12 protein-coding genes are annotated in these 15,501 nt (G+C 71.9%); 4 read left to right on the top strand and 8 right to left on the bottom strand.

The genetic code is table 11. The features are described from left to right. The first annotated feature begins 66 nt into the window (after positions 1-66). The gene (locus O9K63_RS13175; RefSeq protein WP_277238521.1) at positions 67-1,281 is read left to right on the top strand and encodes an ATP-binding protein; all 1,215 of its coding nucleotides are present in this window, start codon (positions 67-69) and stop codon (positions 1,279-1,281) included. 13 nt (positions 1,282-1,294) lie between these two features. Here O9K63_RS13175 and O9K63_RS13170 read toward each other — a convergent pair whose 3' ends face one another. Beyond that, a complete protein-coding gene (locus tag O9K63_RS13170) occupies positions 1,295-2,479 on the bottom strand; it encodes a TIGR04053 family radical SAM/SPASM domain-containing protein (RefSeq protein ID WP_277238519.1) in 1,185 nt (394 codons plus the stop codon). 71 nt (positions 2,480-2,550) lie between these two features. Further along, complete coding sequence (locus tag O9K63_RS13165; protein WP_277238517.1) at positions 2,551-3,327, bottom strand: hypothetical protein; 777 nt, start codon at positions 3,325-3,327, stop codon at positions 2,551-2,553. A gap of 44 nt (positions 3,328-3,371) precedes the next feature. Here O9K63_RS13165 and O9K63_RS13160 point away from each other — a divergent pair, with 44 nt between their 5' ends. Both O9K63_RS13160 and O9K63_RS13155 read left to right on the top strand, forming a co-directional pair. Further along, on the top strand, positions 3,372-4,895 hold the full coding sequence (locus O9K63_RS13160; protein ID WP_277238515.1) for a fused MFS/spermidine synthase: 1,524 nt from the start codon (positions 3,372-3,374) through the stop codon (positions 4,893-4,895). 98 nt (positions 4,896-4,993) lie between these two features. Then, the gene (locus O9K63_RS13155; protein ID WP_277238513.1) at positions 4,994-6,817 is read left to right on the top strand and encodes a thiamine pyrophosphate-requiring protein; all 1,824 of its coding nucleotides are present in this window, start codon (positions 4,994-4,996) and stop codon (positions 6,815-6,817) included. A 27-nt stretch (positions 6,818-6,844) separates the two neighbouring features. Here the strand turns inward: O9K63_RS13155 and O9K63_RS13150 are convergent, their stop codons facing one another. Beyond that, positions 6,845-8,179 carry an alpha-hydroxy-acid oxidizing protein gene (locus O9K63_RS13150; protein ID WP_277238511.1) on the bottom strand — a complete coding sequence of 445 codons (1,335 nt, stop codon included), beginning with the start codon at positions 8,177-8,179 and terminating at the stop codon, positions 6,845-6,847. A 57-nt stretch (positions 8,180-8,236) separates the two neighbouring features. Here O9K63_RS13150 and O9K63_RS13145 point away from each other — a divergent pair, with 57 nt between their 5' ends. Then, positions 8,237-9,274 (top strand): zinc-dependent alcohol dehydrogenase family protein, encoded by a 1,038-nt coding sequence (locus O9K63_RS13145; RefSeq protein ID WP_277238509.1) that lies wholly within the window; start codon positions 8,237-8,239, stop codon positions 9,272-9,274. Between the two features lie 21 nt (positions 9,275-9,295). On the opposite strand, the gene O9K63_RS13140 is transcribed toward O9K63_RS13145, so the two are convergent. The 5 genes from O9K63_RS13140 to O9K63_RS13120 all read right to left on the bottom strand — a co-directional run bounded on the left by O9K63_RS13140 (position 9,296) and on the right by O9K63_RS13120 (position 15,448). Further along, complete coding sequence (locus O9K63_RS13140; RefSeq protein WP_277238507.1) at positions 9,296-10,708, bottom strand: xylulokinase; 1,413 nt, start codon at positions 10,706-10,708, stop codon at positions 9,296-9,298. A 78-nt stretch (positions 10,709-10,786) separates the two neighbouring features. Then, a complete protein-coding gene (locus O9K63_RS13135; protein ID WP_431190325.1) occupies positions 10,787-12,289 on the bottom strand; it encodes a mannitol dehydrogenase family protein in 1,503 nt (500 codons plus the stop codon). Further along, entirely contained in the window at positions 12,286-13,110 is an 825-nt protein-coding gene (locus O9K63_RS13130; protein ID WP_431190393.1) for a carbohydrate ABC transporter permease, read from the bottom strand. Before O9K63_RS13130 ends, O9K63_RS13135 begins: the two co-directional genes overlap by 4 nt. Positions 13,111-13,124: 14 nt before the next feature. Further along, on the bottom strand, positions 13,125-14,081 hold the full coding sequence (locus O9K63_RS13125; protein WP_431190324.1) for a carbohydrate ABC transporter permease: 957 nt from the start codon (positions 14,079-14,081) through the stop codon (positions 13,125-13,127). Next, a complete protein-coding gene (locus O9K63_RS13120; RefSeq protein ID WP_431190323.1) occupies positions 14,078-15,448 on the bottom strand; it encodes an ABC transporter substrate-binding protein in 1,371 nt (456 codons plus the stop codon). The genes O9K63_RS13125 and O9K63_RS13120 overlap by 4 nt, the downstream gene beginning before the upstream one ends. Positions 15,449-15,501 lie beyond the last annotated feature (53 nt).

Below are 15,501 nucleotides of genomic sequence, written 5' to 3'. Positions count from 1 at the left end.
GCAACACGCCTTGCGCAATCTCCCGAGATATCCGACGTTGCCTATACATGCGGATACGGTCCCATCGTGGACCCGATCACGAACCCCTACGCCCCCGGCGCCGGCCAGCGCCCTCCCGAGCTCGCCGGCCGCGACGAGCAGCTGAAACGATTCGATGTCGTGCTCAAGCGCATCGTCACCGGCCGACCGGAGCGCTCCCTCGTCCTCACCGGCCTGCGCGGCGTCGGCAAGACGGTCCTGCTCAACCAGCTGCGCTCGGCCGCCGTGCGCGCGAAGTGGGGCACCGGCAAGCTCGAGGCCCGCCCCGACCAAGGGCTGCGCCGGCCGCTCTCGAGTGCGCTGCACCAGGCGGTCCGCGAGCTCGGGCACACCCAGGAGGACGAGGTCGCACACGTCCTCGGGGTGATCAAGTCCTTCGCCCAGCGCGATGCCAAGCCGGGCACGAAGCTGCGCGAGGTGTGGAACCCGGGCATCGACGCCCCGGCCGTCAAGGGCCGCGCGGACTCGGGCGACATCGAGATCGACCTCGTGGAGCTCTTCACCGACGTGGGCGGCCTGGCGGCGGACCTCGGGCGGGGCATCGCGGTCTTCATCGACGAGATGCAGGACCTCGGCCCGGAGGACGTCTCGGCGATCTGCGCGGCCTGCCACGAGATGAGCCAGAACGGCGCGCCCCTCATCGTCGTCGGCGCCGGCCTGCCGCACCTGCCGGCGGTGCTCTCGGCGAGCAAGTCCTACAGCGAGCGGCTCTTCCGCTACCAGCGCATCGACCGGTTGGCGCGGGCGGAGGCCGACCACGCGCTCACCGCACCCGCCGCCGACGAGATGGCCGAGTACGAGCAGGAGGCGCTCGACGCCCTGTACTTCGCGACCGGCGGCTACCCGTACTTCATCCAGGCCTACGGCAAGGCGGTCTGGGACCAGGCACCGCAGTCCCCGATCCGGGTCGAGGACGTCCGCGTCGCCTCCCCCGAGGCGGAGTCGGAGCTGGCGGTCGGCTTCTTCGGGTCCCGTTACGAGCGGGCGACCCCGGGCGAGCGGGAGTACCTGCGCGCCATGGCGGACGTCGCAGCCGGGATCGCGGCGAAGGGGGAGGAGGAGCTCGACGACATCGAGTCCGTCCCCACCGCGGAGGTCGCCCGGGTCCTCGACAAGAAGCCCCAGTCCCTCTCCCCCGCCCGCGACGCGTTGCTGAAGAAGGGGCTGATCTACTCCGCCGAGCGGGGCCGCATCGCGTTCACCGTCCCGCACTTCGGGAGGTACCTGCGCGAGCAGACGTGAGGGCGTCGACCCGCTACGACAGAGGTGTGACCGCCTCATTCAGGACGGCCCTGGGCACGTAGGCACAGCTCGGGTCCTCCGCCAGCGGGTCGCCGGTGACGGCGTAGGCGTGCGAGCGGGAGCCGCCGCACACCTCACGGAACTCGCACACCCCGCACTTGCCGCCGAAGGCCTCCGGCGAGCGCAACTGACGCATGATTGGCGCCGACCGGTAGATCTCCGCCACGGATGTCGTCCGGACGTCTCCGGCCACGTGCGGGAGGAAGCCCGAGGGGTACACCTTCCCTGTGTGGTCGATGAACATGAAGCCGCGCCCCGAGTTGACGTCGATCGGGGGCCGCGCGGGGCGGTCGCGCACGGCGACGCCCTCGAGCTCGACCGCCGTCATCGCCACCAGGCGCCGGTACAGCTCACCCCGTCCGGCCGTGGGGTTCTCCCCGGCCGCGGCAGCGATCTCCCGCTGGAGGACGACCCGACGAAAGTGGGGTGCCTCCGTGGTCTTGATCGCGATGAACCGGGACATGTCAGCGAGCCAGTGCAGCACATCCTCGACCTCGTCGGCCGAGAGGGTCTGCAGCTGCTGGCCGCGCCCGGTCGGCACGAGGAAGAACACGCTCCAGAGCTTCGCGCCGAGCTCGATGACGTCACGCAGCAGGGCGGGGAGCTCCTCGACGGTCTTCCGGGTCACCGTGGAGTTGATCTGCAACCGGAAGCCCGCGTCCGTGACCTGCTGCGCCGCGACCCGCGTGGCCGCGTACGTGCCCTCGAACCCGCGGAAGGCGTCGTGGGTGCCGGCGCGCGCACCGTCGAGCGACAGCGAGATGGCCTTGGCTCCGGCTGCGTGCATCTCCGTGAGGCGCTCCGGCGTCAGGTTCGGGGTGACCGACGGCGAGAGCGAGACCGACAGCCCGATCGACGCGCCGTACCGCACGAGCTCGGCCAGGTCGGGGCGCTCGAAGGGGTCGCCACCGGTCAGCACGACCAGCGGGTGGGGCTTGGGAAAATCGGCGATGCCGTCGAGCAGCCGCCGTCCCTCCTCCAGGGTCAGCTCGCCGGGGTTGCGGCGGGTGATGGCGTCTGCGCGGCAGTGCAGGCACGCGAGCTGGCAGGCGCGGGTGACCTCCCAGATGACGATGAACGGGCGGTCGTGGACATCGTGCTTCTGCCGACGCACGGAGCGGGAGGGAGACAGGGTCACACGAATAAACTACGCCCCCGCCGTAGAAAATACCGAACCCGCCCCGCGGACAGCTGACGCAGCGATCTCGCTCAGTCGGGCAACAGCGAGATCTTCTGCCAGATACGGGCGGCCAGGTCCGAGGTCAGGGACTCCACCCCGGCGACGGTGTCGAGGATGACATCGTCCTCGCTCGCCTCGGCGCAGAGGGCGGCCACCTTGCCGGTGAGCGACAGCAGCTCCGAGCAGTAGTCGAGGTAGAGGGCCATCTCCTCACGTGACATGGGGTCGCGCACCGACGCACCCGTGGGGCTGTAGCTCGGGTTGAGGTGCTCGGGGTCCTTGGTCAGCTGGTGCATGTCGATGACGTGGGCCAACGATCGCAGCCGGTGCAGCAGCGCGAGGATGCGCGCACGCTCGAAGCGTGCGGGCAGGGCGATGAGGAACCAGATCGCGATGCCGGCAAAGACGACGTCGTTGATCCCCGACTCCACGAGGGGGACCCAGTCGGCCGAGCCGCCCGCGAGCTCGACCCGCACCTGGCGCAGCACCGCGATCACGATCAGCACGGTCGCGGCCGTGATGGCCAGACCCAGGGCGGTCGAGACCCACCGTGCGATGCGCAGGCGGGTGCGGCTGGCGCCGGAGGTGTCCTCGACCTCGTCGGCGAGATCGGTGAGCTGGGCCGCCACCTGGACCAGGTTGCGTGCGGGGAAGCGAGCGGCGATCCGCTGCCCGAGGTGCGCGATGCTCACCTGCACCAGATCGGCATCGAGCCTGTCCAGGCTGGGGGTGACGTCGTGCGCAGGTGGGTGTGGTGCAGCCGTCTCCTCGTCGACGGCTCGGGATCGCGCGCGGTCGGCTGCCATGCCGGTCAGCCTGCCATGCCCGGACAGTTGGCAGGATGCGGTCCATGACGCGCTCGACCTCGCAACCTCCCGCCACACCGGTGTCCGACGGCGCCGGCATGGGCCCCCGGACCGCGGCCGTCCTCGTCTTCGGGGCCTCCGCGGCGGTCCTCGTGGTCGAGATCGTCGCGCTGCGGCTGCTGGCCCCCTACCTCGGGCTCACCCTGGAGACGAGCACGATGGTGATCGGGGTCGCCCTCGGCGCGATCGCGCTCGGGTCGTGGTCAGGCGGCTGGTACGCCGACCGCGTGGATCCGCGCCGGCTCATCGGGCCGGCCCTGGCGATCTCGGGCGTGGTCGTGGCCTTCACGCCCCTGCTGATGCGGGCCACGGCGGAGTGGTCGCCGCCGCTGCTCTTCCTCGTCGCCGCAGGGACCATCATCGTCCCGGGCGCCCTGCTGTCGGCGGTGACGCCCCTCGTGACCAAGGTGAGGCTGACGACCATCGCCGAGACCGGGACGGTGGTCGGGCGCCTGTCCAGCATCGGCACCGTCGGCGCGATCGTGGGCACCGTGGTCACCGGGTTCGTCCTCATCTCGCACCTGCCGGTCAGCGGGATCCTCCTGGGTCTCGGCGGGCTGCTCGTGCTCGGCGGCGTGGTGATGGAGTGGCACGGACGCCGCCGGCGCAGCGCCGCCGCGCTCGCGCTCGTCGTCGCCGCGGGGCTCGCGAGCGGCGTCGCTCCCGGCGGGTGCGACGCCGAGACCCGCTACCACTGCCTGGAGGTGCTCGCCGATCCGGACCGGCAGGGTGGCCGGACGCTCGTCCTCGATGGTCTGCGGCACTCCTACGTCGACACCGACGACCCCACCCACCTGGAGTTCGAGTACGTCCGCGCCATCGCCGCCGTCACCGAGGCCTCCTTCGCCTCGGGCGAGCCGCTCGACGCCTACCACCTCGGGGGCGGCGGGCTCACCTTCCCGCGGTACCTCGAGGCCACCCGTCCCGGCACCCGCAGCGTCGTCTCGGAGATCGACGGCGGGGTGGTGGACATCGATCGAGAGCTGCTCGGTCCGGACTTCGGCGGCGGGATCGAGGTGCGCGTGGAGGACGGCAGGCTCGGCCTCCACGAGCTCGACAGCAACAGCCGTGACCTCGTCGTGGGCGACGCCTTCGGCGGGGTCAGCGTGCCGTGGCACCTGACGACCCGCAGGGCCATGACCGACGTCAGCCGGGTCCTCGACTCCGACGGGGTCTACGCGGCCAACCTCATCGACCACGGCGACCTGGCGTTCGCCCGGGCCAAGGTGGCCACGGTGCTCGAGGTCTTCGAGCACGTGGCCGTGGTCGGTGAGCCGTCCACCGTCGACGTCGACTCGGCGCAGCGCGACGGGGGCAACATGGTCGTCGTGGGCTCGGACCGCCCGCTCGACCCGACGGCCATCGAGGACGGTCTCGCCTCGCGTGAGACCGGGTGGACGGCCATCGCCGGCGACGAGGTCGCCACCTGGGTCGGCGACGCCCAGGTCCTCACCGACGACCACGCGCCCGTGGACCAGCTGCTGCAGCCGTACGACCTCACGTCCTGACGAGCACGGGAGCACCGCCGGGCGGCCGCCGCGCATGCTGACCGGCGGCCGGGGTAGTGGACCGAGGACCACCCGACGCCGTACGCAGGAGCACCACCGTGAGCAGGAGCGTCAGCGAATTCGTCATCGACCGACTCATCGAGTGGGACCTGCACCGCTTCTACGGCTACCCGGGCGACGGCATCGGCGGCTTCGACGGCGCCCTGGAGAGCGGCGAGTCGGAGGGCAAGGACTTCCGGTACATCCGCCCCACCCACGAGGAGGTCGCCGCCTTCCTCGCCTGTGCCCACGCGAAGTTCACCGGTGAGGTCGGTGTGTGCGTCGCGACCTCCGGCCCCGGAGCGGTGCACCTGCTCAACGGTCTCTACGACGCGAAGATGGACAACCAGCCCGTCGTCGCGATCGTCGGCCAGCAGGGACGGGTCTCCTTCGGCACCGACGCCATGCAGCAGATCGACCTCGAGGCCGTCTTCGCCGACGTCGCGGGGTACTGCCAGACCGTCCTGACCCCGGCGCACGCACAGACGGTCGTCGACCAGGCGGTGCGGATCGCGGCCGCGCAGCGGTGCCCCACCGTCGTCATCCTGCCCGCGGACGTGCAGACGCTGGACATGGTCGAGCCGCCCGCCGAGCACTGGGTCTCCCGCACCGGTGTCGGCCATCCCTCGACCGCCCTCACACCCCCGGAGGAGGAGCTGCGCCGCGCGGCGGAGGTGCTCAACTCCGGCCGCAAGGTGGCGATGCTCGTCGGCCAGGGCGCGCGCGGGGCCACCGACGAGGTCATCGCCGTGGCCGAGCGGCTCGGGGCCGGGATCGCCACCGCGCTGCTCGGCAAGGACGTCGTCCCCGGCGACGTGCCCTTCCACACCCAGCAGCTCGGCCTGCTCGGCTCGCTGCCGAGCTACGAGATGATGCAGGACTGCGACACCCTGCTCATGATCGGCACGAACTTCCCCTACGCCGAGTTCCTCCCCCAGACGGGGCAGGCACGCGGGGTGCAGATCGACCTGTCGCCGGCGCACCTGAGCCTGCGCTACCCGATGGAGGTCAGCCTGGCCGGGGACGCCCGGGCGACCCTGACCGCGCTCCTGCCCCACCTGCAGCAGACCGAGGACCTCGGCTGGCAGCAGCGCGTCATCGAGGGCATGCGGACGTGGGACGAGGTCACGGCCGAGCAGGCCGCCGTGGAGGCGGACCCGATCAACCCGCGCCGGGTCTACCGCGCCCTCAACGAGCGCCTCCCCCACGACGCGATCGTCACCGCCGACGCCGGGTCCACGGCGGACTGGTACGGCCACCACATCCGGCTGGGCCCGCAGATGTCGGGCAACCTCTCGGGCATGCTCGCCTCGATGATCGCGGCGATGCCCTATGCCCTGGCGGCCAAGTTCGCCCACCCGCACCGCCCCGTCGTGTGCACGATCGGCGACGGCGCCTTCCAGATGCTCGGGATGAACGAGCTGCTCACGGTCAAGCGCCACTGGCAGGAGTGGGACGACCCCCGATTCATCGTGCTCGTGCTGCACAACGACGACCTGACCCAGGTCTCGTGGGAGATGCGTGAGGCCGGCGACCCGCGCTACGACACCAGCCAGCTGCTCGAGGACATGGACTACGCCGGCTACGCCGAGCTGCTCGGGTTGCGCGGCATCCGGGTCGAGCGCCCCGACGACGTCGAGAGGGCGTGGGACGAGGCCTTCGCCGCCGACCGCCCGGTGGTCCTCGACGTGCGCACGGACCCGAACGTCCCGCCGCTCCCCGCCCACATCACCGTCGGCCAGGCGAAGGGGGTCGTGGAGTCCCTCGTCCGGGGCGACCCGGCCCAGGTGGCCGTGGTGCGCAACTCCGCCCGGGCGATGGGCGCGCAGCTCTTCGCCAAGGCCAAGGGCGCCCTCGGCGTCGACCAGCCGGAGCGGGGCTGAGGACGACCACCGACCGCCCGTCGGCTGTCAGGCCCCGACGAGCAGGTCCCGGGTGATCTCCTTGAGCGAGGCGGCGCCGACCAGACCCATGGTCAGGTCGAGCTCGCCGAGCACGTTGTCGATGACGGCGCTGACACCGGCGGCACCGTCGAGGGCGAGCCCGTAGATGTGCGGTCGACCGAGCAGGCAGGCGTCGGCACCGAGCGCGAGCGCGACGAAGAGGTCCGCGCCGGAACGGATCCCGCTGTCCATGAGGACCGTCGGCTCCGGCCCGACGGTGTCACGGATGCGGACCAGGGCGTCGAGGGCGCTGATCGAGCGGTCCACCTGCCGCCCGCCGTGGTTGGACACGACGACCGCGTCGACGCCCGAGTCGAAGGCACGCCTCGCGTCGTCCTCGTGCAGCACACCCTTGAGCACGACGGGCAGGGAGGTGCGCTCCCTGAGCGTGGCGATGTGCTCCCACGACAGGGCCGGGTTGGAGTAGATGTCGAGGAAGGTCTCGACCGCCGCCCGCGGCTCCGCGGAGCGCAGGTTGCTCCGCAACCCACCGGGGTGCTCCCGGGACATCGACAGCAGGGTGCCGACTCCCCCCTTCGCCGCCCTGGCCAGCTGCGCCGGCTGCCGAGGATCGAGGCCGAGGCCCTGCGCCGCCGCACCGGCGGCCGCGACCCGCTCCCTGACCAGGGTCATGAAGTGCGGGTCCGAGGTGTACTGCGCGATCCCCTGCCCGCGGGCGAAGGGGAGGCTGCCCAGGTCGAGGTCCTGGGTGCGCCACCCGAGCATGGTGGTGTCGAGGGTGACGACGAGCGCCTGCGCACCGGCCGCCTCGGCGCGCTCGATCATCGAGTCGACGAGGCCCTCGTCGGTCGACCAGTAGAGCTGGTACCAGAAGGGGGTCCCGGCCATCGCCTGCGCCGTCATCTCCATCGGGCAGCTGCCCTGGCAGGAGAAGACGTAGGGGATGCCGCTGGCGTGCGCGCCCTCGGCGATCCGCACGTCGGCGTCCTCGGCGACGAGCCCGGCGGCCCCGACCGGCGCGAGCATCAGGGGTGCGTCCATCGGGGTGTCGAGGACCCGGGTCGTCAGGTCGCGCCGGCTGGTCCCGTGCAGCATCCGGGGGACCACCTGCCACCGGTCGAAGGCGTCACGGTTGGCCCGCACCGTGGCACCCGTGCCCGCTCCGCCCGCGACGTAGGCCCACGCCTTGCGGGTCATCGCCCGCTTCGCGCGCCGCTCGAGCTCGGTGACGTCGGTGGGCACGGTCGGTGCGATGCCGAGCGCACCGGGGCGGTAGATCGCGTTCTGCTGGGCGCGGCCGCGACCGGCCGGGGTGGGCACCGGGCCCGCGCGGTTGGTCATGCGCACACGCTAATACCTCGCTCCCGGCGACCGGCGCGCGGTTGAGAGGATGACCCCGTGCGAGCCGTGGTCATCGATGCCGTCCGAGCCGAGCCCGAGGTGCGGGAGGTGGCGCCCCCCTTCGCTCCCGAGGGTGGGGTGGTGGTGCAGGTCAGGGCGACCGGGGTCTGCCGCAGCGACTGGCACGCCTGGGCCGGGCACGACGACATCGCCTGGCCCCACGTCCCGGGCCACGAGCTGGCGGGGGTCGTCACGCAGGTCGGCGCCGGTGTCGAGCGGTGGCAGGTCGGGGACCGGGTCACCGTCCCCTTCGTCTGCGGCTGCGGGCGCTGCTCGTGGTGCGCCGCCGGCGAGGCGCAGGTCTGCCCGGACCAGGAGCAGCCCGGATTCACGCACTGGGGATCCTTCGCCGAGTACGTGGCACTGCACGCGGCCGACACCAACCTCGTCCGCCTCCCCGAGAGCGTGGACTTCACGACGGCGGCGAGCCTGGGGTGCCGCTTCGCCACGGCATACCGGGCGCTGGTCACCCGGGCCGCACTGACGAAGGGGGAATGGGTCACCGTCGTCGGTGCCGGCGGCGTCGGGCTGAGCGCGGTGATGATCGCCCGCGCGCTCGGCGCCCGGGTGGTCGCGGTCGACCGGAACCCGCAGGCCCTCGCCGTGGCCACCGGGCTGGGCGCCGACCACACCCTCCTCGCAGACGGGCGCGACATCGGGGAGGCCGTGGCCGGGCTGACCGCCGGCGGCAGCCACGTCGCCGTCGACGCCGTGGGCAGCGAGCAGACCTGCGCCGATGCCATCCACAGCCTGCGTCGTCGTGGTCGCCACGTGCAGATCGGCCTGCTCCCGCCGGTCGACGGCCACCCGCGGGTGCCGATGGCGCGGGTCATCGGCTGGGAGCTCGACCTGCTCGGCAGCCACGGCATGGCGGCGATCGACTACCCGGGCATGCTCGCGCTCATCGAGTCCGGGGCGCTCCGGCCGCAGCGGCTCGTCGAGCGGACCATCGGCCTGGAGGAGGCGGCGGCACTGCTGCCCGGCTTCGACCGGGCGACCGTCGCGGGGATGACGATCGTGGACCCGGCACGCTGACTCCCCCGGGCAGCGGCGGCGTCAGATCCCGTGGGTGGCCCGCAGCAGCTCGGCGTACTGACCGCGCACGCTCTCGCCGTCGGCGGTACCGTCCGGGTCGGCGACCGAGTCCACCTCGATCTCCCACTGCGGGGGCTGCTCCTCACCGGAGAGCACCCAGGCGGCCTGCCGGGCGGCACCGCGCCCGACGTACTCCCCGGCCACCGGCACGACGACCTGGGCACCGAAGACGTCCGGGGCGATGGCCTGCACGGCGCTGGAGATCGCCGCGCCGCCGATGAGGAAGACCCGACGCACCTCGACGCCGTGCGCGCGCAGCGCGTCCAGGCCCGCGCCGACATTGCACAGCATCCCCTCGTAGGCGGCCCGGGCGAGGTTCTCCGGGGTCATGTTGTCCCGCCGCAGCCCGGCCAGGGTGCCGCTCGCGTGCGGCAGCGTCGGGGTGCGCTCCCCGTCGAGGTGGGGCAGGAGCGTCAGCCCCCCGGCGCCGGGACGCGCGGCGAGCGCCAGCCGGTCGAGCTCGGTGACGTCCACCCCGAGCATCCGGGCGGCGGAGGTGATGACCCGGGCCGCGTTGAGCGTGCACACCAGGGGCAGGTGGAGCCCGGTCGCGTCGGCGAAGCCCGCGACGTCACCGGATGGGTCACGGACCGCCTCGGCGTGGACGGCGAAGGCCGTGCCGCTCGTGCCGAGAGAGACCACGGCGTCACCCTCGCGCAGCCCCAGCCCGAGGGCCGCGCCCATGTTGTCCCCGGTCCCCGGGCCGACCACCAGACCGTCGGCTGTCCGGCCCGCGGCAGCGTGCGGCCCGAGCACCGTGGGCAGCTCGGGCACCCGCCCGAGCGCGAGCTCGAGGAGGTCCGTGCGGTACTCGCCCGTCGCGGGTGACCAGTAGCCGGTCCCGCTCGCATCACCACGGTCGGTCACCGCGTCGGCCACCCGCTCGCCGCCGTCGAGCAGGCGCGAGGTGATCCAGTCGTGCGGCAGCTCCACCCGAGCGACCCGGGCGGCCAGCTCCGGCTCGTGCCACGCCATCCAGCGCAGCTTCGTCACGGTGAAGCTGGCCACGGGCACGCTGCCGACCGCGTCCACCCAGGCGTCCTGGCCACCGAGCTCCCGCACGAGGTCCACCGCCGCGTCGGCCGAGCGGTTGTCGTTCCACAGCAGGGCATCGCGCACGACCGCCCCGGAGGCGTCACTGGTGACCAGACCGTGCTGCTGGCCACCGACGGCGATCGCCGAGACGCCCTCGAGCAGACCCCCTTCGCTCGCCGTCACGTAGGCCTCCCACCACCGGTCGGGATGGACCTCCGTACCGTCGGGGTGACCGGCACGGCCGGAGCGCACGACGGCTCCGGTCTCGGCGTCGTGGACGACGACCTTGGTCGACTGCGTCGAGGAGTCGACACCGGCGACGAGCGGGCGTGCACTCACGAGGACCTCCTGGTCGGGACTCGACGGCCAGTCTGGCGCGGGAGATCGACCTCGGCCACCGCAGGCCGCGACGGGCGGTCAGGCACCGACCCGCTCGATCCACCGCTCGACGGTGCTGCGGGCCCCGACCTCGTGCAGGCTCGCGAGGGCCTGCCGGTAGGCGCTCGTGAAGCGGTCGTCCTCGACGAGGTCGCCGAAGAGGTCCGGGTCGCGCAGGAACGCGAGCTCGTCCTCCTCGTGCCGTGCGGCCGCGGCCATGACCCGCTCCCGGAGCCGGTCGACGACCTCGATCGGGTGTCCCTGCTCGTCCACCCCCTCCGCGTAGCGGGCCCAGGACGCGACGACGAGCGCGGACAGCTCGATCTCCCCGCCGGCGGCGAGGTTGGCGCGGATCACCGGCACGAGCCACTTGGGGATCCGGTCGCTGCTCTCGGCACAGAGCCGGGCGAGGGTGTCGCGGATCTCGGGGTTGGCGAAGCGCTCGATGAGCGTCCGGGCGTACTCCTGCAGGTCCACCCCGGGGACCTCGGGAAGCGTCGGCATCCCCTCGCGGACCATGTAGCGGAGGAGGAACCGGCGGAAGGGCTCCTCCCCCAGCACCTCGTGCGCGTAGCGGTGGCCGGCGAGGTGGCCGAGGTAGCAGAGCGCCTGGTGGCTGGCGTTGAGCAGCCGCAGCTTCATCAGCTCGTAGGGCACGACGTCCTCGACGAGCTGGACACCGACCTGCTGCAGCGCCGGGCGCCCCAGCGGGAAGTCATCCTCGAGGACCCACTGCGTGAAGGGCTCGCAGACGACGGGCCACCCGTCCCTGATACCGAACTCGCTCTCGAGCGTGGCGACGTCCTCGGGCGAGGTGACCGGGGTGATCCGGTCGACCATGGCGTTGGGGAAGGCCACCTCCCGCTCGATCCAGTCGGCGAGCTCGGGCTCGGTCAGCCGGGTGAAGGCGGTGATCATCCGCCGGGCCACGTCACCGTTGCCCGGGAGGTTGTCGCAGGACATGACGGCGAAGGGGGCGGTGCCGGCGGCGCGGCGCCGGCGCAGCCCCTCGACGACGTACCCGAAGACGGAGCTCGGCGTGGCCCCCGGGACGAGGTCCGCCCGGATCGACTCCGCGTCGGCGTCGAGCTCGCCGGTGACCTGGTTGACGAGGTATCCGCCCTCCGTGATCGTCATCGACACGATGCGCACCGCGGGATCGGTCAGCCGGTCGAGCACCGCCTCGGGGTCGTCGGGCGCGAGCAGCGCCTCGCGGATGGACCCGATGATGCGCGGCTCCAGGCGGCCGTCGGGGTGCTTGACGACGAGGGTGTACCGCCCGCCCTGCTCGGCGAGGGTCTCCACGATCGCGCGGTCGTGCGGCAGCACCCCGACCCCGGTGAGGGCCCAGTCCGAGGCCCCTCCCGACTCCATGAGCCGATCGAGGTAGGCCGCGAGGTGCGCCCGGTGGAACCCGCCGATCCCGAAGTGGACGATCCCCGTCCGCAGCGACGTGCGGTCGTAGCCGGGCGCGGCGACCCGCTCGTCCAGGCCGGTGGGACCCCCTTCGTCGGTGGTGAGGTCGACCAGCGCTCGGCTCACTTGACGGCCCCCATCGACAGGCCCTGCACCAGCTTGTCCTGCGCGGCAAAGCCGGCCACGAGCACGGGCACGGAGACGACGAAGGACGCCGCGCAGACCTTGGCGAGGAAGAGGCCCTGGCTGGTGACGAAGCCGGTGAGGAAGACCGGGGCGGTCTGGGCCACCGTGCTCGTGAGCACCCGGGCGAGGAGCAGCTCGTTCCAGCTGAAGATGAAGCAGATGAGCGAGGCCGCCGCGATCCCCGGCGCCACGACGGGCGCGACGACCGACACGAGGGTGCGGATGAGGCCGGCACCGTCGACCTGCGCCGCCTCGAGCATCTCCGTGGGCACCTCAGCGAGGAAGGAGCGCAGCATCCACACCGCGATCGGCAGGTTCATCGCCGTGTAGAGGACGACGAGGAACCAGATGTTGTCGAGCACCTGGAGCTGCTGCGCGAAGAGGTACAGCGGCATGATCGCCGCGACGATCGGCAGCATCTTCGTGGAGAGGAAGAAGAACATGACGTCCGTCCACTTCTCCACCGGCTTGATCGAGAGGGCGTATGCCGCGGGGAAGGCGAGCAGGATGACGAGGATCGTCGAGACGATGCTGGCCGTCATCGAGTTCAGCAGCGGCGGCCACGGCCCGGCGTCGAGGAAGGAGCGGTACCCCTCGAGGCTGAGCGGCGCGAAGAGGCTCGGGGGGTTGGTGGCCGCGTCCGGCTCGCTGTGGAAGGAGGTCAGCACCATCCACAGGACCGGGAGGGCGAAGAGGATGCCGCACGCCCACGCGGCCGCCGTGAGCAGGCCCGCGAGCCCTGGCCGTCTCGACTTCTGGATCTGGGGTGCAGCGGTCACGACGTCTCCTCCTTGAAGATGCTGAAGACCGTGCGCAGCGCGAGGATCGCGACGATCAGCGTGCCGATGACCGTGACGACACCTGCTGCGGACGCCCGTCCGTAGTCCTGCGCCAGGTAGAAGGTCTCGTAGATGAAGTACGGCAGGTTGGCGGTGCCGAGCCCGCCGGCGGTGATGGTGAAGACGTGGTCGAAGTTCTGGACGACGTAGATCGCGCCGAGCAGACCGGCCAGCTCGATGTAGCGACGCAGGTGCGGCAGCGTCATGTGCCGGAAGATCTGCCACGAGCTGGCGCCGTCCAGGCGGGCCGCCTCGACGACGTCGAGCGGTCGGCTCTGCAGGCCCGCCAGCAGGATGAGCATCATGAAGGGGGTCCACTGCCACACGAGCGCGACGATGATCGAGACGAGTGGGTTCTCGCTGATCCAGTCCGGTTGTGGCGCATCGTCGCCGAAGACCCACGTGAGCATCCCGTTGAGCAACCCGTACTCCGGGTTGTAGAGGGCGTGCTTCCACAGCAGGGCAGCGGCCACCGGGACGACGAGGAAGGGGGTGATCATCATCGTGCGCACGACCCCCCGGCCACGGAAGGGCCGGTCGAGCAGGATCGCGATGCCCAGCCCCAGGGCGAGGCTGACCAGCACCACCGAGGCGGTCAGCACGATGGTGACGAGGACCGCCGACCGGGCGTTGGAGTCGGTGAAGATGCTGGCGAAGTTGCCGAAGCCGGCGAAGCCCCGGTTGTCGGGGTAGTAGGCATTCCAGTTCATCAACGAGATGACCACGGCCGCTGCGAAGGGCAGCTGGGTGACCACGATCGTGAAGATCAACGCCGGGAGCAGTGGCGCCCGTCGGGCCCACCGTCCCGCCCTGGCCATGGAGCTGGACCGGGGGTCGGGCCCCTTGGTCTCGTCAGGGGCGCGGCCCCCTTCGGTCCGGGTCATGACGCTCATGGCTGCCTCCCTCCCTTGCCCTCGCGATACAGGGCGCCGACGTCGTCGGTGAGCTCCTGCCCGCGCTCGAGTGCGTCCTCCACGCTCTGCTGGCCGGCGATCGCCGCGCTGATCTCCCGGGAGACCTGCGTCCCCAGGGACGGGAACTCCGGGATGCCGACGAACTGCACGCCCGGCGCCGGACGCGGCTGCACGCCCGGGTCCAGGGGATCGGTCGCCTGGAGCGCCTCGAGGGTCGGCCCCGCGAAGTCACCGGCCTCGGCCAGGTAGTCCTCGTTCTCGTAGGTGGACGCGCGCTTGCCCGAGGGGACCCGCGACCAGCCGAGCTCGGAGCCGACGAGCTCCTCGTACTCCTTGCTCGACGCCCACGAGATGAACTCCCAGGCCTTGTCCTTCTTCGTGCTCGCCGACTGCATGCTCCACACCCACGCGTAGAGCCAGCCCGAGCTGTCCGTCTCGACGGTCGGTGCCGCCGCGTAGCCGAACTTGCCCCGGTGCGGCGAGCCCTCGGCCTCGATGAGCCCCGCGGCCGAGGTGGCGTCGTACCACATGGCCGACTCCCCCTGCACGAGGCTGTTGAGGCACTCGGCGAAGCCGGCCTGGGGCGCGCCGCGCTCACCGTGGTCGCGGACGAGGTCGACGTAGAACTGCACGGCCTCGGTGAACTCCGGGGAGGCGACCCGCGCGTCCCAGTCGTCGTCGAACCAGGTACCGCCGTAGGTGTTGACCACCGTCGTCAACGGCGCGAGGACCTGCCCCCACCCGGGCAGGCCGCGCAGGCAGATGCCGGCCATCCCCGGCTCGTTCTCGTCGACGGTGGCGGCCACCTCCGCGACCTCGTCCCACGTCGGCTCGTCGGGCATCGTCAGGTCGTGCTCGGCGAGGACGTCCTTGCGGTACATGAGGAAGGAGGACTCGCCGTAGAACGGCTCGGCGTAGATCGAGCCGTCCTGCGAGAGCGAGCTCTCCATCGAGTCGAGGATGTCGTCCTGGTCGAACTCGCCGTCCTGCTCGGCGTACTCGTCGAGGGGCGCGATCCACCCGGCCCTGGCGTAGATCGGGACCTCGAAGTTGCTCAGCGAGGCGACGTCGTACTGGCCGGCCTGGCTGGAGAACTCCTGGCTGATCTTGCCGCGGACGTCGTTCTCCGGCAGGACCGTGTAGTTGACGGTGATGCCGGTGTCCTCGGTGAAGTGCTCCTTGGTCAGCCGTTGCAGGTCGACCATCTGGGGGTTGTTGACCATGAGCACGTTGATGCTGCCGCTGCCGCCCTCGGGCGCGCCTCCGCCCCAGCCCGCGGTGCAGGCCGTGAGGGCCAGCGTGGCCGCCGCCGTGGCACACAGTGCTCGTCCGGCTCTCTGTCGCACGATTCGTCCTCCGTTGCACGAGGTACCGCCGCCGGCGTGGTCACCATCGATCC

The organism is Janibacter cremeus (assembly GCF_029395675.1).
GTDB classification, from domain to species: Bacteria; Actinomycetota; Actinomycetes; order Actinomycetales; family Dermatophilaceae; genus Janibacter; species Janibacter cremeus_A.
Note: the sequence above shows the minus strand (reverse complement) of the source record. Positions and strands in the feature narration are given on the sequence as shown.